Raw genomic sequence first — 19,691 nt, 5'->3', positions numbered from 1 at the left:
GGTTCGGGGAGGGCGTCAGGCCGCGGCGGGGGCCGGGGTGCGGCCGCCGACCACCGTGGCCAGCACCTCGAAGAACTCGGGCAGCCGGTCCTGGAAGTAGAAGTGCCCGCCGGGCAGCGTGTGCGCGGCGAAGGGGTGGCCGGTGACCTCGGCCCAGCGGCCCAGGGAGGCCGCGGGGGCCACCGGGTCGGCGTCCCCGCCGATCACGGTCACCGGGCAGTCCACCCGGGCCTCGTCCCGCGGGCACCGGTACACGTCGTCGATGGCGAAGTCGGCGCGGATCGAGGGGATCACGATCTCCCGGAGCTCGGGGTCGTCGAGGATGCCGTCGTCGGTGCCGCCGCGCACCTTGATCGCCGCGACCAGCTCGTCGTCGTCCAGCCGCTCCGGGTGGACCACCGCCGGGTTGTCGAGGAACGGGGCCCGGCAGGCGGACGCCACCAGGGCCCTCGGGGTGCGCCCGGCCGCCTGGAGCAGCCGCACCACCTCGAAGGCGACCAGCGAGCCCATGCTGTGCCCCAGCACCACCAGGTCGTCGGCGGCCCCCTCGGGCAGGCAGGCCGCCACCGGGCCGGCCAGGTCGGCGATGTCGCGGGGCAGGTCCTCGGCGAAGCGCGCCCCGCGCCCCGGGTACTGGCCGATCAGCAGCCGGACGTCGGCGGGCAGGTGCTCGCGCCAGCCGGCGTAGGCGTGGGCGTTGCCGCCGGCGTGCGGCAGGACCAGCAGGGTGGTGCGCTGCGGTCCCTCGCCGGGCAGGTCCCACACCACGTCGTCGGGGGCGGGGAGGGCGTCGTGGTCGTTCATGAGGTACTCCGTTCCTGGTCGGTGGTGCGGCGGCGCAGGGTGGGCCGGGTCCGCCGGGGCGGGGCCGCACCGGCCGACAGTCGGGCTTCGAGGCGCTGGGCGAGGGCCGCCGGGGTGGGGTACTGGAACACGTCCCGCAGGGTGAGGGAGACGTCCAGCGAGGCCCCGAGGCGGTGGGTGAGGCGTGCGGCGAGCAGGGAGTGCCCGCCGTGGTCGAAGAAGTCGTCGTCGATCGACAGCCGTCCGGTCACCGCCAGGACCTCGGTGAACAGGCCCAGCACGGTCTCCTCCAGGGGAGTGCGCGGGGAGCGTCCGCCGGCGGCGGTGACGGGGCGCGGTACGGGCAGCGCCCGCTTGTCGATCTTTCCGTTGGGGGTGAGCGGCAGCCGCTCCATCGGCACCACGAACGCCGGGACCATGTGGTCGGGCAGCCGCTCGCGCAGCCACAGCCGGACCTCCTGCGGCGCGGGGCCGGGCTCCCCGGCCGCCACCACGTAGGCGGTCAGCTGCGGGGTGCCGTGCCGGTCGGTGTGGGTGGCCAGGGTGGCCTGGGTGAGGTCGGGGTGGGTGGTGAGGAGGGTTTCGATCTCGGTGGGTTCGATGCGGAAGCCGCGGATCTTGATCTGGGTGTCGGTGCGTCCGGTGTAGTGGAGGTTGCCGTGGGTGTCCCAGTGGGCCTGGTCTCCGGTGCGGTAGAGGCGGCTTCCGGCGGCTCCGTAGGGGTTCGGGATGAAGCGGGTGGCGGTGGTGGCGGGTTGGGCGAGGTAGCCGTGCGCGATCCCGTCACCGGTCAGGTAGAGCTCTCCGGTCACGCCCGGGGGGACGGGGCGCAGCCGCTCGTCCAGGACGTACGCCTGCTTGCGGGCGAGGGGCCGGCCGATGGAGACGGTGGCACCCGTCGGGGCCCCGGGGGCCACGGTGTGGGTGGTGGTGAAGCCCATGGACTCGGCGGGGCCGTAGCCGTTGGTGATGGTCAGGTGTGGGTGGAGGGTGTGGAGGCGGGCGATGTGGGTGGGGGAGGCGGGCTCGCCGCCGGTGTAGACGATGCGGGTGGTGGCGAAGGTGTCGGGGTGTTCGTCGGTGAGGTAGTTGAAGAGGCTGGAGGAGAGCTGGAGCATCGTCACCGCGTGCGCGCCGCTGAGGGCCGCGATGACGGCCGGCTCGGGCCGCTGTCCGGGTTGGAGGACGGTGGTGCCGCCGTGGAGGAGGGCGCCCCAGAATTCGAGGCTGAAGGCGTCCCAGGAGACGGGCGAGCACTGGAGGAACACCTCGCCCGGCCCGAAGTCCGCGTACGTCTGGCCGGTGACGGTCGAGACCAGGTTGCGGTGGGAGGACAGGATCCCCTTGGGGCGTCCGGTGGAGCCGGAGGTGAACATCACGCAGGCGGTGTCCTCCCCGGTCAGCACCACCCCGAGGTCGTGGCCGGGGTGTCCGCCGATCTCCTCGGCCTCGGTGTCCGTACGGACCTCGGTCCAGGGGCCGTCGAGCCGCCGGGCCGCCTGCGCGGAGTCCGTCACGAGCAGCCGTACGGCGGCGTCCCGCGCGGTGCTCCGGAGGCGTTCGTCGGGGAACTCGGGGTCGAGGAGGGCGTATCCGGCGCCGGTCTTGACCACGGCGAGGAGGGCGACGGCGAAGGGGATGCCGCGTTCCAGGAGGATGCCGGCCAGGTCTCCGCGTCCGAGCCCGCGTGAACGCAGGTGGCGGGCCAGCCGGTTGGCACGGGTGTTCAGCTCCCCGTAGGTGAGCGTCCGGCCGTCGAAGACCAGGGCGGGGGCCTGCGGCCGCAGCCGGGCCTGCTCCTCGAACCGGGCCGTCAGCAGGGGGGGGTCGGCCTCCTCGGCCCGGGACGGGGCGGCGCCGGGCCACTCCCCGAGGACCCGGGCGCGCTCCTCGGCGCCCAGTACCTCCAGGCCCGACAGCGGCACTTCGGGCGCGGCCACCGCGTGCTCCAGCACCCGCCGCAGCACCCGGGTCATCCGCTCCACGGTCTCCCGGTCGTACAGGTCGGAGCTGTAGAGCACCGCCCCGCTCAGCCCGGTCTCCTCGTCGGCGGAGAGCAGGAACTCCAGGTCGAACTTGACCGATCCGGTGGCCAGCGGCTCCGCCGGACCGGCCGTGACCCCGGGGAACTCGGGCGCGGGGGCCGGTCCCGACTCCAGGGCCAGGCACACCTGGAACAGCGGGTGCCGGGCCAGCGAACGGGCCGGGTTTACCGCCTCCAGCACCAGGTCGAAGGGGGCGTCCTGGTGGGCGAAGGCGTCCAGGTCGGCGGCCCGCACCCGGGCCAGCAGCTCCCGGAAGGCCGGATCCCCGGAGGTGTCGGTGCGCAGCACCAGCGTGTTGACGAAGAAGCCCACCAGGTCCGCGAGGGACTCGTCGGCGCGGCCCGCCACGGGCGAGCCCAGCGGCAGGTCCGTGCCGGCGCCGAGCCGGGTCAGGGTGGCGGCCAGGGCCGCCTGGAGCACCATGAAGGGGGTGCAGTGCTCGGCCCGGGCCAGTTCCAGCACCCGCTTGTGGAGCTCGCGCCCGAAGTCCACCCGGACCGCGCCGCCCCGCCGCCCGGCCACCGGCGGCCGGGGCCGGTCGGTGACCAGCGGCAGCTCCTCGGGGAGGTCCGCCAGCGCGGTCCGCCAGTAGGACAGCTGCTCCTCCAGCACCCCGCCCTCCAGGGCCGGGCGCTGCCACAGCGCGTAGTCGGTGTAGTCCAGGGGCAGCGGCTGCCAGTCGGGGGCCCGCCCCTCGGCGCGGGCGGCGTAGGCGGCGGACAGGTCGGCGAAGAGCGGGCGCAGGGACTGCCCGTCGGTGGCGATGTGGTGCAGCAGGACGAGGAGGGTGTCGCGGCCGTCGCCCCCGCGGAGCAGGGTCACCCGCAGGGGGTGCTCTTCGGCCAGGTCGAAGGCGTGCCCGGCGGCGGTCCGCAGGGCCGTCTCCCGGTCCTCCTCCGCCACCTCCCGGACCTCGAAGAAGACGCCGGCGGCGGCCTCCTCGGCGGGGGCGACCACCTGGTAGGGCTGCCCGTCGGCGGTGGCGAACCGGGTCCGCAGCGGTTCGTGGCGCCGGACCAGGTCGCCGAAGGCCGCCCGCAGGACCTCCGGGTCCGTCGCCCCGGTCAGCCGCACCGCCATCGGCACGTTGTACGAGGTGTCCGGGCCCTGGAGCCCCGCCACCAGCCACAGCCGCTGCTGCGCGGAGGAGAGCGGGGGCCGCTCCGGCCGGACCGCGGCCCGGGCCGGCGCCGGGAGCGCCCTGCGGCCCGAGACCTCGGTGATCCGGCGGGCCAGGGCGGCCGGGGTGGGGTGCTGGAACACGTCCCGCAGGGTGAGGGACACCCCGAGGGTGGCGCCGAGCCGCCCGGTGAGCTTGGCGGCGAGCAGGGAGTGCCCGCCGTGGTCGAAGAAGGAGTCGTCCACCGACAGCGGGGCCGCCGAGCCCAGCACCTCCCCGACCAGGGTCCGTACCAGCTCCTCCAGTTCGGTGCGCGGAGCCCGGCCGCCGGACTCCAGGGGGGCCTCCACGGCGGGCAGCGCCCGCTTGTCGATCTTCCCGTTGGGGGTCAGCGGCAGCCGGTCCAGGACCGCGAAGCGGGCGGGCACCATGTGCTCCGGCAGCCGCTCCCGCAGCCAGGCCCGCAGCGAACCGGGGGTGACGGCGGAGCCCGGCACGGCCGTGACGTACGCCGTCAGCTCGTCCGTGGCGACCAGGGTGGCCTGGGTGAGGTGGGGGTGGGTGGTGAGGAGGGTTTCGATCTCGGTGGGTTCGATGCGGAAGCCGCGGATCTTGATCTGGGTGTCGGTGCGTCCGGTGTAGTGGAGGTTGCCGTGGGTGTCCCAGTGGGCCTGGTCTCCGGTGCGGTAGAGGCGGCTTCCGGCGGTTCCGTAGGGGTTCGGGATGAAGCGGGTGGCGGTGGTGGCCGGTTGGGCGAGGTAGCCGTGCGCGATCCCGTCACCGGTCAGGTAGAGCTCGCCCGTGACCCCGGGCGGCACCGGCCGCAGGCGGTGGTCCAGGACGTAGGCGTACTTGTTCGTGAGCGGCCTGCCGATGGACACCGCCCCCGCCGGGACCGCGTCCCGTGGCACCGTGTGGGTGGTGGTGAAGCCCATGGACTCGGCGGGGCCGTAGCCGTTGGTGACCGTCAGGTGCGGGTGGAGGGCGTGCAGGCGGGCGATGTGGGTGGAGGAGGCGGGTTCGCCCCCGGTGTAGACGATGCGGGTGGTCGAGAAGGCCTCGGGGTGCTCGTCGGTGAGGTAGTTGAACAGGCTCGACGACAGCTGGAGCATCGTCACCCCGTGCCGGGGGGACAGCTCCGCCACCAGGGCCGGTTCGGGCCGCTGTCCGGGTTGGAGGACGGTGGTGCCGCCGTGGAGGAGGGCGCCCCAGAATTCGAGGCTGAAGGCGTCCCAGGAGACGGGTGAGCACTGGAGGAACACCTCACCGGGGCCGAAGGCGGCGTAGCTCTGGTGGGTGACGGTGGAGACCAGGTTGCGGTGCGTGGACAGGATGCCCTTGGGGCGTCCGGTGGAGCCGGAGGTGAACATCACGCAGGCGGTGTCCTCCCCGGTCAGCACCACCCCGAGGTCGCGGCCGGGGTGTCCGCCGATCTCCTCCGCCTCGGCGTCGGTACGGACCTCGGTCCACTCCCCCCGCACCCCCCGCTCCGCGTGGGCGCCGTCGGTGACCAGGATCCGGAGCCCGGCCCCGGCGGCGGTGCTCCGGAGGCGTTCGTCGGGGAACTCGGGGTCGAGGAGGGCGTATCCGGCGCCGGTCTTGACCACGGCGAGGAGGGCGACGGCGAAGGGGATGCCGCGTTCCAGGAGGATGCCGGCCAGGTCTCCGCGTCCGAGCCCGCGTGAACGCAGGTGGCGGGCCAGCCGGTTGGCACGGGTGTTCAGTGCGCCGTAGGTCAGCGTCCGGCCGTCGAAGACCAGGGCGGGGGCCTGCGGCCGCAGCCGGGCCTGTTCCTCGAACCGGGCCGTCAGCACCGGCTCCACGGTGTGCGCGACGGTCTCACCGGCCCACTCCCCGAGCACCCGCCGCTCCTCCTCGGCCCCCAGCAGCGGGGCCTGCGACAGCGGCGACTCCGTTTCCGACAGGAGACGTTCCACGAAGACGGCGAACCGGTCCTGGTGGCCGGCCACCCCCTCGATGTCGCACACCTCCGGAGAGGCGTCGAAGTCCACCCGCAGCCCGCCCTCCGGACCCAGGTCGTACACGCCGACCGCCAGGTCCTCCACGGGGCCGTTGCCCAGGTTGTGCTGGGTGGTCGGCAGCCCGCAGAACCGCATCCCCGGGGTGAACGCCATGATGTTCACCAGCGGGGCCGCGATCCTCCGGTCGGCCTCGCCCAGCCCCAGGTCACGGCAGACGTCCTCGTACCGGGCCCGCTGGTGCTTCAGCCCCTCCCGGGCCACCTCCCGTACCGTCAGCAGGAGTTCGGCCAGCGAACCGTCGGCCCGCACCGGTACCCGCAGCGGCACCACGTTCGACAGCATCCCCGGGGTACGGCGCGCCAGCTCGGTGCGGCGCCCCGTCACCGGCAGGCCCAGCACCGGCTCGTCCGTACCGCCCGCGCGGTGCACGTACGCCGCGACCAGCGCGATCACCAGCATCGTCCACGGGGTGCGGTGCTCCCGCGCCACCGCCTTCAGGCGCTCCGCCCGCTCCGGCCCCAGCACCACCGTGCGGCGCACGAACGGCAGCGCCCCCGGACCGGTCCGCCCGGTGTGGCCCTCCGCGAGCCGCGGCACCGGCGGCAGCCCCGCCAGGCGCTCCGCCCAGTACGCCCGGTCCGCGGCGCCCTCCGCGGAGGAGCGGTACTCCGCGTCCTCCGCCAGCAGCTCCGCGAGCGTCCCGAACGGGGAATCCCCCCAGGGCTCCCCGGCCGACGCCCGCTCGTACAGCTCCACCAGCCGCTGGTCCAGCAGGGCCACGCCCATCCCGTCGATCGCCAGGTGGTGGTAGGCGTGGAAGTAGAACCAGCGCTGCTCGCCCGCCGCGGTGCGGCCCGCCGAGATCAGCACGTGCCGCGACAGCCAGTCCCGCTCCAGGTCGAACGGGCGGGCCAGCTCCTCGTCCATCCACACCCGGGCCGCCGCGACCGGATCGGCCGCCCCGCCCAGGTCCACCCGCCGCAGCGCCCGGTCACCCGGCTCCGCCCACAGCCGCTGCCACGGCACACCGTCCTCACCGGCGCCGACCCCGCGGATCCGCAGCACGTCGGCCTCGGCCGCCAGCCGGTACCAGCAGCGGGCCAGCAGCTCCACGTCCAGCGGCCCGGTCAGCTCCCGGAACTCGCCGATGTTGTACCGGCAGCCCGAGGCGTCCAGGCCGTGGGCCATCCAGATGTCGCGCTGCGCCGCCGACAGCGGCAGCCGCACAGCGGCAGGCCCGTGCGCGGTGCCCTGTGCAGAAGCGTTGGGGGACATGCGGGTGCTCCTCGGTTTCGTCTCGGGGTCGGAAGTCCCGGCCCGGCCGTCGGGGCCGTCGGGTCGTTCTCGCCGTACGCCATCCAAGTCCCGCCCGGTACGCCCGGGCGGCAGTTGCTCCGGCACTCCGGGAGCAGATCAGTGCGCGGCGGCAGTTGCCCCGGCACGGCGGGCCCAGGCGGCCCGCACCGGCCCCAGCACCCGGAACCGCGAGGTGCCGTCCCGGTGTTCGGCCCGCACGGCCCCGCTGAGCAGCAGCTCGCGCAGCAGCCGCCCGCACTCCGGCAGCGCCAGCCCGGTCAGGGCGGTCAGATCGGCCAGCTCACGGCCGCCGTCCGGTCCCGGCAGATCCCCGCCGGGCGCCGCGCACAGCGCGTCGAGGAGGGCCCGAGGGCCCGCCGGGAGCCTGCCCAGCCGCTCCAGCAGGGTCCCCCGCAGCCCGGAACCGCCGCCCGCACCGCCCAGGTGCTCCAGGAGGGCGGCCGGGTCCTCGGCCAGGGTGCGGCACAGCGCCGCCAGGTCGTACACCACCAGCCAGGAAGCGGCTGCGGCCAGCGCCCCCGGATGCCCGTCCAGCACCCGGCACACCCCGGCGGCCCGCTCCAGCTCGGCCGGACCCGCGGTGAACTCCGGCCGCGAGCGCCGCACATGGTCCAGGAAGACCCGCACCGCCGGGTTCGCACCCGGGTCCGCGCCCTCCTCCGGCACCTCCAGCGGCGACAGCAGGAAGATCCGTTCCCCGGGCACCCCCCAGGGCGCGTCCGAGGTCACCAGCAGCCGCAGCCCCGGGCAGGCCCGCAGCAGGCCGGTCAGCCGGTCCACCCGCGGCGCCACGGCCGGCGCCCCGTCCAGCACCAGCAGCGCCGGGGCCTCGCCGAGGAGCTCCGCGAGGGCCGCCGTGCCCCCGGCGGCCGACTCGTCCAGCCCCGGGCCGAACCCGAACAGATGGGCTGCCAAGGCGGCCAGACGGTCCGTCAGCTCCCGTTCGTGGCAGCTCAGGTACTCGGCCGGGCTGCCGGGGAAGGCGTGCCACAGCACCGGCAGGCCCATCCCGTGCAGTCGCTCCGCCACCGCCAGCGCCAGCCGCGTCTTCCCCGACCCGGCCAGCCCGACCACGTTCACCAGCCGCTCCGTCGCCGCCGCCAGCTCGCCCGTCAGGACGGCCTCCTCGCCCGCCCGGCCCGCCATCGCGTGCAGGGCCGTCGGCGGCGCCGGCGGCTCCGCCCAGCCCCCGCCGGTGCCGCGGCCCTGCTGGGCGGCCGCCTCCAGCGCCGCCCGGGCCCGCGGGCCCAGCCGCAGGGCGTCCGCCATCAGCCGCACCGTGTCCGTACGCGGCCGTCTCGCCTTGCCCTGCTCCAGGTCGCGGATGGCCCGCACGCTGATGGTGGACAGGTCGGCCAGCTCCCGCTGGGTCAGCCCGATGCGCAGCCGGTGCGCCCGGATCAGCGAGCCGAGGGGGGTGGAGTCCTGCGCGGGGCCCGCCCCGGCCGGCGGGGCGGGGACGGCGGGCGCGGTCCGGTGGACGGCGGAGGAGGGGACGGACTGCACGGCGATGGTGTTCACGATGGCGCTCCCGGCGAAGGTGGTGGGGAACGACGGGGCTGGGGTGGTGCAGCCCGGTTCCTGACCCCATCGTCGGCAGCGCCCTTATCCCGGAGGCATCCCCCGGCGCGCACGCCCCGGGGCCCGGACGCTATCCCCGGGCGCCCCCGCCGGACGGCCCCTATCACCGCTATCACCCGCCGCCCGCCGCCGGCCGTCCCGTGATAGCGCGGGGATAACGGCGGGGACGGTGCCGGGATTCCGGCCCTTCCTAACGTGGTGCCCACAAGGAAGGAAGCGGCCCGGAACAGCCGGGACGCACCGCCGAAAGGACACGGACATGAACCTCGCCCCCGCCCTCCGCGCCGCCCTCGTCACCGCCGCCATCGCCGGAGCCACCCTCTTCTTCGGGACCCAGATGGCCCAGGCCGACGCCGCCTCCGCCCCGACCCCCACCGGCGTCACCGCCCCGGCCCCGGCCGCCCCGCAGGCCACCCCGTCGCCGTCCTCCAGCACCGCCACCAACCCCTGGGACTGACACCGGCCCGGACGTCAGCCCCGGCGGCACCACGGCCGCCGGCGCACCACCCGCACCGCAGGCCGAAGACCGGCCCCCACCGCACTACGGGCCGAAGACCGGCCGCACCGCAGGCCGAAGACCGGCCGCACCGCAGGCCGAAGACCGGCCGCACCGCAGGCCGAAGACCAGCACACCACCGGCACCGCCCGCACAACGGGCCGAAGGCCGGCACCGCCCGCACCACAGGCGGTCAGCCCAGGGACACCGCGCCCGACACCGGCCCGCCCCCGGACAGCAGGCCCGCCCCGGCCACCGGCCCCATCACCGACGGGACCACGGCCGCACGCAGCGGGCCCACCGCGTCGAGCATCCGCTCCGCCTCCGCCAGTTCCGGCGCCATCCGCCGCTCACGGAACGCCCGCACCGCCGTCTCCAGCAGCTCGCGCGCCCGCGCCCGGTCCGCCGCGCCGCCCGAGGACAGCAGCCGCGCCAGGTCCAGCCGCACCAGCGCCGCCCCGCCGTGGTCCATGATCTGCTCACGGACCGTCAGGGCCTGCGCGTAGAAGCCCCGGGCCGCCTCCCGGCGTCCCAGCTCGGCGTGCGCGTTCCCCAGGTCCCGCAGCAGGTGGCCCTCGCCGATCACGTCACCGTCGTCCCGGCACAGCTCCAGGACCTCGATGAAGGTCCGCACCGCCCGCTCGTGCTCCCCCTGCCCCTGCTGGAGCTGGCCGGCCCGCCGCAGGGTCCGCGCCTGCCCGCCGGTGTACCCCACCGAACGGTAGATGCCCAGGGCCTCGTCCAGCCGGGACTGCGCCGCCGTGACCTGGCCCCGGCGCATCCAGATGTGCGCGCTCTGGGTCAGCACGATGGCCCGGCCCACCACGTCACCGACCTGGTCGAAATCCCGCAGCGCCCGGTCGTACAGGGTCAGCGCCCGCTCCTCGTCCCCGCGCATCCGCTCCAGCAGCGCCAGGTCCCGGTGGCAGAGCGCCAGCCCCTGCCGGTCCCCGACCTCCTGGAACAGGTCCAGCGCCGAGGCGAGCGCGGCCCGCGACTCCTCCTGCTGGCTGCGCCCCAGGTGCAGCACGCCCAGCGAACTCAGCAGGGCCGCCGCGCCCCGGGTGTTCCCGGCCGCACGCGCGCACTCCAGGGCCAGCTGGTGGGTGCGCTCCCAGTCGTCGAAGTACCCCTTGCCCTCGAACAGGGTGGCCAGGGTCGTCGTCAGGTCCCAGCACAGCTCGTCCATCCCGGCCCGCGCCGCGTGCTCCACGGCCTGCACCAGGTTGGCGTGCTCGCTGTCCAGCCACTCCAGCGGGTCCACCAGCAGCTCCGACACGCAGCTCTCCGGCGGCACCCAGCGCGGGGCCGTGCCGTGCAGCACCGTGAAGTCGCCGCCGTAGATCCGCCGGTGCGCCTGCTCGGCCAGCGACATCCAGCCGCCCAGCATCCGTTCCAGCGCCGCCGTCTGCACGGCGGGCTCGTCGTTGAGGGCCAGCTGCTCCCGGGCGAACACCCGGATGATCTCGTGGAAGCGGTACCGGAACCCGCCGGTGGACTCCACCCCCACCACGTCCAGCATCTGCACGTCCACCAGCGGCTCGAACAGGTCCGAGGGGAAGGGCCGGTGGTCGTCGAGGAGCGCCCCGGCCAGCCACCCGGGCAGGGTCGGACCCTGGGCGAGGCTCAGCAGCCGCAGCAGCCGCCGGTCCTCCCCGGCCAGCCCGTCGTGGGTCAGCGACAGGCTCGCCCGCATGGTCATCTCGCCGTGCGTCAGCTCGTCCAGCCGGTACCGCTCGTTGGCGAGCCGCTGCACCATCGAGGCCAGGCTCCAGTGCGGGCGGGCCGCGAGCCGCGCGGCCACGATCCGCAGGGCCAGCGGCAGCCCGCCCACCGTGCGGATCAGCACCTCCGCGGCCACCCGCTCGCGCCCGAGCCGGTCCTCGCCGATCACCCGGCCCAGCAGTTCCATGGCCCGCTCGGTGTCCATCACGTCCAGCTCGACCCGGTGCGCCCCCGGCAGCCCGGTGAGCCGGACCCGGCTGGTGACCAGGACCGCGCAGCGGCTGCTGCCGGGCAGCAGGGGCCACACCTGGCGCTCGGAGGCGGCGTCGTCGAGGACCACCAGGACCCGCCGCCGGGCCAGCAGGGTGCGGTACATCTCGGCCCGCTCGTCCTGGGACTCGGGGATCACCGGGCCGGGGATGCCCAGGGCCCGCAGGAATCGGCCGAGCACCTCCGTGGCGGTGGCCGGGGACCCGGTCGTGCCCCGCAGGTCGCAGTACAACTGGCCGTCGGGGAAGGCGTGTTCGCCGAGCCGGTGGCCCAGGTGGGTGGCCAGCGTGGACTTGCCGGTGCCGGGCTTGCCGACGATCACGGCCAGGCCCACGGCGCGCCGCCCGTCCTCCCCGAGCAGGATCCGCTCGACCGCCGCGAGCTGCAGCTCGTCCCCGACGAAGTCGGAGGTGTCGGAGGGCAGTTGACGCGGAATCTCCTCGGCGGCGGTCGGCCCCGCCGGGCCCGCGACCTCGGCGATGGGCGCACCGGGATCCGGCGCACCCCCGGGGAGCGCGGCGCCGTACGCGGGGGAGGCGGGGGAGCCGGGCAGGCCGGCGGCGTGCGACGGGACCTCCGGCCCGGGGGCGCCGGCCGAGTCGTGCGGGGCGGTACCGGGGACGGCGGCGGCCGGTCCGGCACCGTGCGCGGCGCCTCCCGGGGACCCGGCCGGCCCCGGGGAGGCCGTGGCGCCGAAGGCCGTCTCGGCGTGCGCGGCCGACGGCGCGGGCGGCACCTCGCCGGAGAGGATCGCCGCCTCCAGGCCGCGGAGTTCACTGCCGGGCTCCAGGCCCAGCTCCTCCACGAGGAGTTCCCGCCCGACCCGGTAGGTCTCCAGGGCCTCGGCCTGGCGGCCCGACCGGTACAGGGCCAGCATCAGCTGCCCGCGGAGCCGTTCGCGGAGCGGCTCCTGGCGCACCAGCGTCTGGACCTCCGCGACCAGCTGGTGGTGGCGGCCGAGTTCGAGCTCCAGCTCGATGCGGGTCTCGGTGGCCGTCATCCGCTCCTCGTCGAGCTGGAGGGCCTTGCCCCGCAGGGTCTCGCTGGGGATCCCGTTGAGGCAGGCCCCCTCCCACAACTCGCCCGCCTGTCGTAGGAGTTCGGCGGACGCGCCGAGGCGGCCCTGACGGGCGGCGATCCGGGCGTCGGCGACCCGGCGGGCGAACAGCACGGCGTCGACGAGCTCGCCCTCGGTCTTGAGGACGTACCCGGGCGGGCGGGTGGTGATGGCGGCGGCGACCCCCGCCTTGGTGAAGAGCTTCCGCAGCCGCGAGACGCAGATCTGCACCTGGGTGCGGGCGGTGTCCGGGGGCTCGTCCTCCCAGATCAGGTCCACCAGGTAGTCGGTGCTGACGACGCGGTCGGCCTCCAGCAGGAGCGCGGCCAGGATGACCTCCTGCCGTCCCGGCGGTACGCGCACGGGGCCGGCCGCGCCGATGACCGAGAGGGGGCCGAGGATCCGGAAGGCCACCGGTTCAAGAGCGTGCGGTGCCCCGCCGGGCGAAACGGTCATGAGTCTCCCAGCTGGAGCCGCGCTTGTGAGGTGGTTGAGCGCCCGGTCAGTCTTGCCGAACGTATGAGCCCTTGTCCATGGTGTGGAGATTTCGTGGCGGTGAAGCATCGTTGGCTGAAAACCGCCCCCCTGGCCAACGGTGCCCGCGGGCCCGTCCGTGCAGGCAGGAGCCTTGCGGAGGTCCTTTCCGCACGCCAGGGGCGGTTCGCTCAGGCCGCGTGATAGGGGCGCGATAGCGGCGAGTTGCGGCCCTCCCGGAAGCTGTCCCCACCACACCGCACCGCTGGACCGCGACCGCGCGGAGCGGCCGTAGGAAAGGACCCCTCGATGGACAGCCGGTACACCGGACGGCGTGATCCGAGCCGTGTCGTCACCGATTCCGGGGTGGACCACGTGCGCCTCGCCTACGACTACCTCGACGCGGGCGACCTCGACGGCTACGGCTCGCTCCTGGACACCGGCGCCCTCGGCGCGGAACTGGAGGGCCCCCGCCCGCCCGGGGCCCGCCACCTCATCACCCGCATCGTCGCCGACGGGGACTGCGTGGTCGCCATGGGCCGCCTGGCCCCCCAACAGCGCGACTTCGTGGACGTGTTCACCCTCTCCGCCGAGGGCATGCTCAGCGGCTGTCGCCGCTACTACGCGGGAGCGGCCGCGTCAGGGGTGGTCAGAGGGGGTTAGGGGCGGTTAGGGGATCGGCGCGGGGCGGCTGCGGGCCCTAGGTTTCTGCCGAAATCGGATGTGCAAACGAGTGAAGGAGCACCCTCATGGCCGAAGTCACCGAGACCCTCGAGATGTGGACCACCCCGGACTTCATCGCGTTCGAGACGGCGTTCGAGGTCACCGCCTACGTCTCGCGCCTGGAGAAGTGAACCGACGGTCGGCCGGCGGGAGTCCGGTATCACCGGCTCCCGCCGTGGGCGGAGACGACGTGACGGCAATGACGGCAGCGACGGCAGCACGGGACGAGTCCGAGTTCATCGGCGCGCTGCGCGCGCTCTCCTCCTCCTACTGGGGCGGTCACCCGTTCCACCAGCGGCTGCACAGCGGCGGCCTGGACCGCCGGGAGCTGCGGCTCTGGGCGGCGAACCGCTGGTACTACCAGCGCATGCTGCCGCAGAAGGACGCGGCGATCATCAGCAACTGCCCGCTTCCCGAGATCCGCCGCGCCTGGGTGGACCGCCTCGCCTACCACGACGGCACCGCCGAAGACGAGGGCGGCATCGAGCGCTGGCTGCGCCTGTGCCAGGCCGTCGGGCTGAGCCGCGAAGAGGTGCTGGACGAGCGGCACGTGGTGGCCGGGGTGCGCTTCGCGGTCGACGCGTACGTGAACTTCGCCCGGACCCGCCCCTGGACCGAGGCCATCGCCTCGGGGCTGACGGAGATGTTCGCCGGGCACCTGATGACCCGCCGGGTCACCGACATGCTCGCCCACTACGACTGGATCCGCCCCGAGCACCTGGCCTACTTCACGGACCGTATCGAAGCGGTCTCCGGCGAGGGCAAGGGGACCCTGGACATCGTCGTGCGGTACAGCACGACCCGCGAGCAGCAGGACGCGGCCGTGGCCGCGCTCTCCTTCAAGTGCGATGTGCTGTGGCAAATGCTCGACGCCGTCGAACGCGCCGCCGCCACGCCCGCGTGACAACCCGAACGGAAGAAGGAGTGGCCGTGAACCGGCCCGTACTCGGCCGCGGTGTGCGGCTGGTCTACGACAACACCCGCCAGACCCATGTCGTGCTGCACCCCGAGGGGGTGCTCGTACCCAACGGCACCGCCGTCTCGGTGCTCGAACTCTGCGACGGCGACACCACCGTCCCGCAGATCGCCCACGCGCTGGGCACCAAGTACGCCGGGGTGCGCGAGGGCGATGTCGCCGCCGTACTGGGCAGGCTGGCCGAGAACGGGGTCGTGCGATGGATCTGACGGACCATCAGGCGGGCTCGGTGGCACCGCCCCTGGGACTGCTCGCCGAGCTCACCCACCGCTGCCCGCTGCACTGCGGCTACTGCTCCAACCCGCTCGAACTGATCGAGCGGGAGAAGGAGATGAGCACCGAGCAGTGGACCACCGTGTTCACCCAGGCCCGCGAGATCGGGGTCCTCCAGGTGCACCTGTCCGGCGGTGAACCGCTGGCCCGCCCCGACCTGCCCGAACTGGTCTCCCATGTCAACGGCCTCGGCTGCTACGTCAACCTGGTGACCAGCGGGCTCGGGCTCACCGAGGCCCGCCTCGCCGACCTGGCCGACCGCGGGCTGGACCACGTACAGCTGTCGGTGCAGGGCGCGAACGCCGAACGGGCCAATCTGCTGGCCGGTGCCAAGGCGCACCACCACAAGATCGCCGCGGCCGCGCTGGTGCGCGAGCGCGGCCTGCCGCTGACGGTCAACGCCGTCCTGCACCGCGGCAACCACGACCAGATCGCCGGGCTCATCGAGCTGGCCGAGACCATGGGCGCGGACCGGCTGGAGCTCGCCAACACCCAGTACTACGGCTGGGCGCTGCGCAACCGCGCCGCCCTCATGCCCACGCCCGAGCAGCTGGCGGCGGCCGAGCCCGTCGTCCGGGCCGCCATCGAGCGGCTCAAGGGCCGCATGGAGATCGTGTACGTCCTCGCCGACTACTACGAGCCCTACCCCAAGCCCTGCATGCACGGCTGGGGCGCCCTCCAGCTCACCGTCGCCCCCGACGGGACCGTGCTGCCCTGCCCGGCGGCCGGGGCGATCACCACGCTCTCGCTCGACAACGTGACGCGGACGCCGCTCGGTGACATCTGGTACAAGTCCGGCTCCTTCAACGCCTACCGGGGCGAGGACTGGATGCCCGACCTGTGCCGCGGCTGCGACCGCCGCTCCGTCGACCACGGCGGCTGCCGCTGCCAGGCCTTCCTGCTCACCGGCGACGCCGCCGAGACCGACCCGGTCTGCTCGAAGTCCGCCCGGCGCGGAACGGTGGACCTGCTGCTCGCGACGCCCGGCGCGAAGGCGCCGCAGATGGTGATGCGCGGCTACGCGACGGCGGCGGGCCGATGAGGGCCGTCCTGCTCGGCACCGCCGCGGGCGGCGGCTGCCCCCAGTGGAACTGCGCCTGCGAGGTCTGCGCCGGCGGTGCGCCCGCCCGGAACCAGGACGGGGTCGCGGTCAGCGCGAACGGCACCGACTGGTACCTGGTCAACACCTCGCCCGACATCCGCCACCAGATACTCGGCACCCCCGAACTGGCGGCGGGCCCCGGCCCCCGCGAGACACCGGTGCGCGGGGTGCTGCTCACCGACGCCGAGCTCGACCACACCCTGGGACTGATGATGCTCCGGGAGGGGGCGGGACTGCGGGTATGGGCGCCCGGGGCCGTCCTCGGGGCGCTAGGCGAGGGCTTCCCGGTGCGGGGGATCCTCGGCGGCTACAGCGGCTGGGAGTGGTCCGAGGTGGTCCCGGGCGCCGTGCGGGACGTCGGGGGGCTCCGGGTGTCGGCCTTCGCGGTCGGCGACAAGCGCCCCAAGTACGCGCGCTCGCTGCCCGCGCAGACGCCCGGCCCCTGGGTGGTCGCCTACCGGTTCGAGGACCCGGTCACGGGCGGGGTGTTCGTGTACGCGCCCTGCCTGGCCGGCTGGCCGCCGGGCTTCGACGCCTTCACCGCCGGGGCCGGCTACGTCCTGCTCGACGGCACGTTCCACACCGCCCGGGAGTTCGGCGGTGCGACGGGCGCGGCCGGTACGACGGCCCCGCAGGCGGCGATGGGGCACCTCCCGGTGGAGGGGGAGGGCGGCAGCCTGGAGCACGTCCGGCGGCTGCGGAGCACCACCCACCGGGACACGCGCTGGGCCTACACGCACCTCAACAACACCAACCCGATGGCGGATCCGCACTCCGCGACCCACCTCGCGGTGATCGCGGCGGGCGCGGAGATCCCGGCCGACGGAACCCGCATCGACCTCTGACGGCCCCGCGGTCCCCCGGGCCCGGCTGCCCCGCGGCAGCCGGGCCCTTCGGCGTGTCCGGCTACGCGAGCCGCCGCGCGATCAGGGCGATCACCTCGGCGGCGTGCTCGTTGAGGTAGAAGTGCCCGCCGGGGTACCGGTGGAAGGAGACGGGACCGTCGGTGTGGTCGGTCCAGCCCTCGGCCTCCCGCAGGGTCACCTCCGGGTCGCTGTCCCCGTTGAGCACCACGACCGGGCAGCTCAGCAGGGGACCCGGGCGGTAGCGGTAGGTCTCGGCGGCCTTGTAGTCGCCGCGGATCGCCGGCAGCACCGCCCGCATCAGCTCGTCGTCGGCCAGGACCGCGGCGTCCGTCCCGCTCATCCCCTGGATCGTGGCCAGCAGCCGTCCGTCGGAGGCCTGGTGGACCCGCTCGTCCTCGCGGTGCCGGGACGGGGCCCGGCGTCCCGAGGCGAACAGCGCCACCGGCGTGATGCCGGCCGCCTCCAGCCGCAGCGCCACCTCGAAGCCGAGGGTCGCGCCCAGACTGTGCCCGAACAGGGCCACCGGCCGGTCGCAGGACGGCAGCATCTGCGTGACGAGCCGGTCCGCGAGTTCCCGTACGTCGTCCAGGCAGGGCTCGTGCCGCCGGTCCTGGCGGCCCGGGTACTGCACGGCCACCACATCGGCCCGCGGGGACAGGGCCCGGGACACGGGGAAGTAGTAGCTCGCCGAGCCGCCCGCGTGCGGGAGGCAGAACAGCCGTACGGGGGCGTCGTCGGCGGGGTGGAACCGGCGCAGCCAGGCGGCGGCGGCCGTCGTAGTAGTAGTCGTTGTTGCTGCTGGTGCTGTCATCGTCGGTCGCCGTCCTGGTTCGGATGTACACGGGAGTGCTGTTCGGTGGGGACCGCCCGGCTCACAGGGCGGTCCAGGTGCCGGGCGGGCGCCAGCCGCGCGCGGGGCCCCAGGCAGAGGCCCGGGGCCCGGCCGGGCCCGGCCCGGTGTCGTCCCGCCGACGGGCGGCGGAGAGCAGGACGAGGAGGAGCGCGGCGAGTTCGGTGCTGTCCGGGGCGCCGCGCTCGATCCTCATCAGTGGTTCGGCCCGCTCGGTCATCGGGCGTGCTCCTCGGTCTCGGTTCCGGTGCGTCTTCGTACGGGGCTCAGAACGGCGGGTTGCCGTGCTTGCGCTCCGGCAGCGGCACGTGCTTGGCACGCAGCGCCTCCAGCGCGTCCACGAGCACCTGCCGGGTGGTGGCCGGGTCGATGACGTCGTCCACGAGGCCGCGCTCGGCCGCGTAGTAGGGGTGCATCAGCTCCTGGCGGTACTGCTTGACGCGCTGCGCGCGCGCCGTCTCGGGGTCGTCCGCGGCGGCGATCTCCCGGCGGAAGACGACGTTCGCGGCGCCCTCCGCGCCCATCACCGCGATCTCGTTGGTGGGCCATGCGAAGGACAGGTCCGCCCCGATCGAGCGGGAGTCCATGACGATGTACGCACCGCCGTACGCCTTGCGCAGGATCACCTGCACCCGCGGCACCGTCGCCGCGCAGTACGCGTAGAGCAGCTTCGCGCCGTGCCGGATGACGCCGTTGTGCTCCTGGTCGCTGCCGGGCAGGAAGCCCGGGACGTCCACGAGCGTGACCAGCGGGATGCTGAACGCGTCGCAGGTCTGCACGAACCGCGCCGCCTTCTCCGAGGCGTGGATGTCCAGCACCCCGGCGAGGGACGCGGGCTGGTTCGCGACGATCCCGACGACGTGGCCGTCCAGCCGCCCCAGACCGCAGATGATGTTGGTCGCCCAGTTGGCGTGCACCTCGAACAGGTCGCCGTCGTCGACGATCTCCTCGATCACGGTACGCATGTCGTACGACCGGTTGGGGTCGGCCGGCACCAGCTCGGAGAGGGTCTCGTTGCGCCGGTCGGCCGGGTCGTCGCAGGTCACGGCGGGCGGCAGTTCGCGGTTGTTGGACGGCAGGAGCGACAGCAGGTGCCGCACCTCCTCCAGGCACTCCTCCTCGGTGTCGTAGAGGAACGCGCTCGCGCCCGAGACCGCGGAGTGCACCTGCGCGCCGCCGAGGTCGTTGTGGCTGATCTTCTCGCCGGTCACCGCCTGCACCACGTCCGGGCCGGTGATGTACATCTGTGCGATGTCGCGCACCATGAACACGTAGTCCGTCAGCGCGGGAGAGTACGTGGCACCGCCCGCGCACGGCCCGAGCATCACGCTGATCTGCGGGATCACCCCGGACGCCGCCACGTTGCGGCGGAAGATGCCGCCGTACCCGGCGAGCGCGGTGACGCCCTCCTGGATCCGGGCGCCCGCGCCGTCGCTGAGCGACACCAGCGGGGCGCCCGCGGCGATGGCGAGGTCCATCACCTTGTGGATCTTCTGTGCGTGCGCCTCGCCCAGCGAGCCGCCGAAGATCCGGAAGTCGTGCGCGTAGACGAACACCCTCCGGCCGTCGACCTTGCCCCAGCCGGTCACCACCCCGTCCGTGTGGGGCCGGCGGTCCTCCAGGCCGAAGCCCGAGGCCCGGTGGCGGCGGAGCTGCTCGATCTCCCGGAAGGTGCCAGGATCGAACAGCAGGTCCAGCCGCTCGCGGACGGTCAGCTTGCCGCGGGCGTGCTGCGCCTCGGAAGAACTCGGCGACGGGCCCAGCCCGGCGGACTCCTTGATCGCGGCCAGTTCGGCCACTCGGACACTGACATCGGCAACTGACATGCTCCACCCGTCTCTTCGGCCACGGGGGCCCGCAGGTGGCGGCGCCCTGGGCAGTGCGTGCCATTGAAAACGTCCGGGGCGCACGCGGAGAACACCGACCACCCCCCTGACCGTGCCCGTACCGGCCCGTACCCCCGCTCAGCAGGGACGACGCCGTCTCCGGGGCCGGCGCGAGGAGCGCGGAGCGGGGCTGCGGCGGGTGGC

The 19,691-nt window shown here is 74.5% G+C and carries 14 protein-coding genes; 7 read left to right on the top strand and 7 right to left on the bottom strand.

Annotated features, from left to right (window positions below; all coding sequences use genetic code 11):
- Positions 1 to 15 precede the first annotated feature (15 nt).
- The 3 genes from AB0O29_RS00790 to AB0O29_RS00780 form a co-directional block, all read right to left on the bottom strand.
- A complete protein-coding gene (locus tag AB0O29_RS00790) occupies positions 16 to 804 on the bottom strand; it encodes an alpha/beta fold hydrolase (RefSeq protein ID WP_365143881.1) in 789 nt (262 codons plus the stop codon).
- The gene (locus AB0O29_RS00785) at positions 801 to 7,226 is read right to left on the bottom strand and encodes an amino acid adenylation domain-containing protein (RefSeq protein WP_365143879.1); all 6,426 of its coding nucleotides are present in this window, start codon (positions 7,224 to 7,226) and stop codon (positions 801 to 803) included. The genes AB0O29_RS00790 and AB0O29_RS00785 overlap by 4 nt, the downstream gene beginning before the upstream one ends.
- 138 nt (positions 7,227 to 7,364) lie before the next feature.
- The gene (locus tag AB0O29_RS00780) at positions 7,365 to 8,789 is read right to left on the bottom strand and encodes a helix-turn-helix domain-containing protein (RefSeq protein WP_365143876.1); all 1,425 of its coding nucleotides are present in this window, start codon (positions 8,787 to 8,789) and stop codon (positions 7,365 to 7,367) included.
- A 319-nt stretch (positions 8,790 to 9,108) separates the two neighbouring features.
- On the opposite strand from AB0O29_RS00780, the gene AB0O29_RS00775 reads away from it, so the two are divergent.
- Positions 9,109 to 9,306 (top strand): hypothetical protein, encoded by a 198-nt coding sequence (locus AB0O29_RS00775; protein ID WP_365143873.1) that lies wholly within the window; start codon positions 9,109 to 9,111, stop codon positions 9,304 to 9,306.
- 232 nt (positions 9,307 to 9,538) lie between these two features.
- On the opposite strand, the gene AB0O29_RS00770 is transcribed toward AB0O29_RS00775, so the two are convergent.
- The gene (locus AB0O29_RS00770; protein ID WP_365143870.1) at positions 9,539 to 12,853 is read right to left on the bottom strand and encodes a BTAD domain-containing putative transcriptional regulator; all 3,315 of its coding nucleotides are present in this window, start codon (positions 12,851 to 12,853) and stop codon (positions 9,539 to 9,541) included.
- A 327-nt stretch (positions 12,854 to 13,180) separates the two neighbouring features.
- On the opposite strand from AB0O29_RS00770, the gene AB0O29_RS00765 reads away from it, so the two are divergent.
- The 6 genes from AB0O29_RS00765 to pqqB all read left to right on the top strand — a co-directional run bounded on the left by AB0O29_RS00765 (position 13,181) and on the right by pqqB (position 16,790).
- Complete coding sequence (locus AB0O29_RS00765) at positions 13,181 to 13,534, top strand: nuclear transport factor 2 family protein (RefSeq protein ID WP_365143867.1); 354 nt, start codon at positions 13,181 to 13,183, stop codon at positions 13,532 to 13,534.
- 86 nt (positions 13,535 to 13,620) lie between these two features.
- Positions 13,621 to 13,725 (top strand): pyrroloquinoline quinone precursor peptide PqqA, encoded by a 105-nt coding sequence (pqqA, locus tag AB0O29_RS00760; RefSeq protein WP_365143864.1) that lies wholly within the window; start codon positions 13,621 to 13,623, stop codon positions 13,723 to 13,725.
- Positions 13,726 to 13,793: 68 nt separating this feature from the next.
- A complete protein-coding gene (gene pqqC, locus AB0O29_RS00755; protein WP_365143926.1) occupies positions 13,794 to 14,498 on the top strand; it encodes a pyrroloquinoline-quinone synthase PqqC in 705 nt (234 codons plus the stop codon).
- 26 nt (positions 14,499 to 14,524) lie between these two features.
- Positions 14,525 to 14,779 (top strand): pyrroloquinoline quinone biosynthesis peptide chaperone PqqD, encoded by a 255-nt coding sequence (gene pqqD, locus AB0O29_RS00750; protein ID WP_365143861.1) that lies wholly within the window; start codon positions 14,525 to 14,527, stop codon positions 14,777 to 14,779.
- Positions 14,770 to 15,885: a pyrroloquinoline quinone biosynthesis protein PqqE gene (gene pqqE / locus AB0O29_RS00745; protein ID WP_365143858.1), complete on the top strand. Its 1,116-nt coding sequence runs from the start codon at positions 14,770 to 14,772 to the stop codon at positions 15,883 to 15,885. Before pqqD ends, pqqE begins: the two co-directional genes overlap by 10 nt.
- Positions 15,882 to 16,790 carry a pyrroloquinoline quinone biosynthesis protein PqqB gene (gene pqqB, locus AB0O29_RS00740; protein ID WP_365143855.1) on the top strand — a complete coding sequence of 303 codons (909 nt, stop codon included), beginning with the start codon at positions 15,882 to 15,884 and terminating at the stop codon, positions 16,788 to 16,790. Before pqqE ends, pqqB begins: the two co-directional genes overlap by 4 nt.
- Before the next feature lie 61 nt (positions 16,791 to 16,851).
- On the opposite strand, the gene AB0O29_RS00735 is transcribed toward pqqB, so the two are convergent.
- From AB0O29_RS00735 to AB0O29_RS00725, 3 genes are all read right to left on the bottom strand, one after another.
- Positions 16,852 to 17,622: an alpha/beta fold hydrolase gene (locus AB0O29_RS00735; protein ID WP_365143852.1), complete on the bottom strand. Its 771-nt coding sequence runs from the start codon at positions 17,620 to 17,622 to the stop codon at positions 16,852 to 16,854.
- Positions 17,623 to 17,683: 61 nt separating this feature from the next.
- The gene (locus AB0O29_RS00730; RefSeq protein ID WP_365143849.1) at positions 17,684 to 17,881 is read right to left on the bottom strand and encodes an acyl-CoA carboxylase epsilon subunit; all 198 of its coding nucleotides are present in this window, start codon (positions 17,879 to 17,881) and stop codon (positions 17,684 to 17,686) included.
- A 46-nt stretch (positions 17,882 to 17,927) separates the two neighbouring features.
- Positions 17,928 to 19,487: an acyl-CoA carboxylase subunit beta gene (locus tag AB0O29_RS00725; RefSeq protein WP_365143846.1), complete on the bottom strand. Its 1,560-nt coding sequence runs from the start codon at positions 19,485 to 19,487 to the stop codon at positions 17,928 to 17,930.
- Positions 19,488 to 19,691: the final 204 nt, after the last annotated feature.

It is taken from the genome of Streptomyces sp. NPDC089915 (assembly GCF_040684675.1).
In the GTDB taxonomy this organism is placed as follows: domain Bacteria; phylum Actinomycetota; class Actinomycetes; order Streptomycetales; family Streptomycetaceae; genus Streptomyces.
Note: the sequence above shows the minus strand (reverse complement) of the source record. Positions and strands in the feature narration are given on the sequence as shown.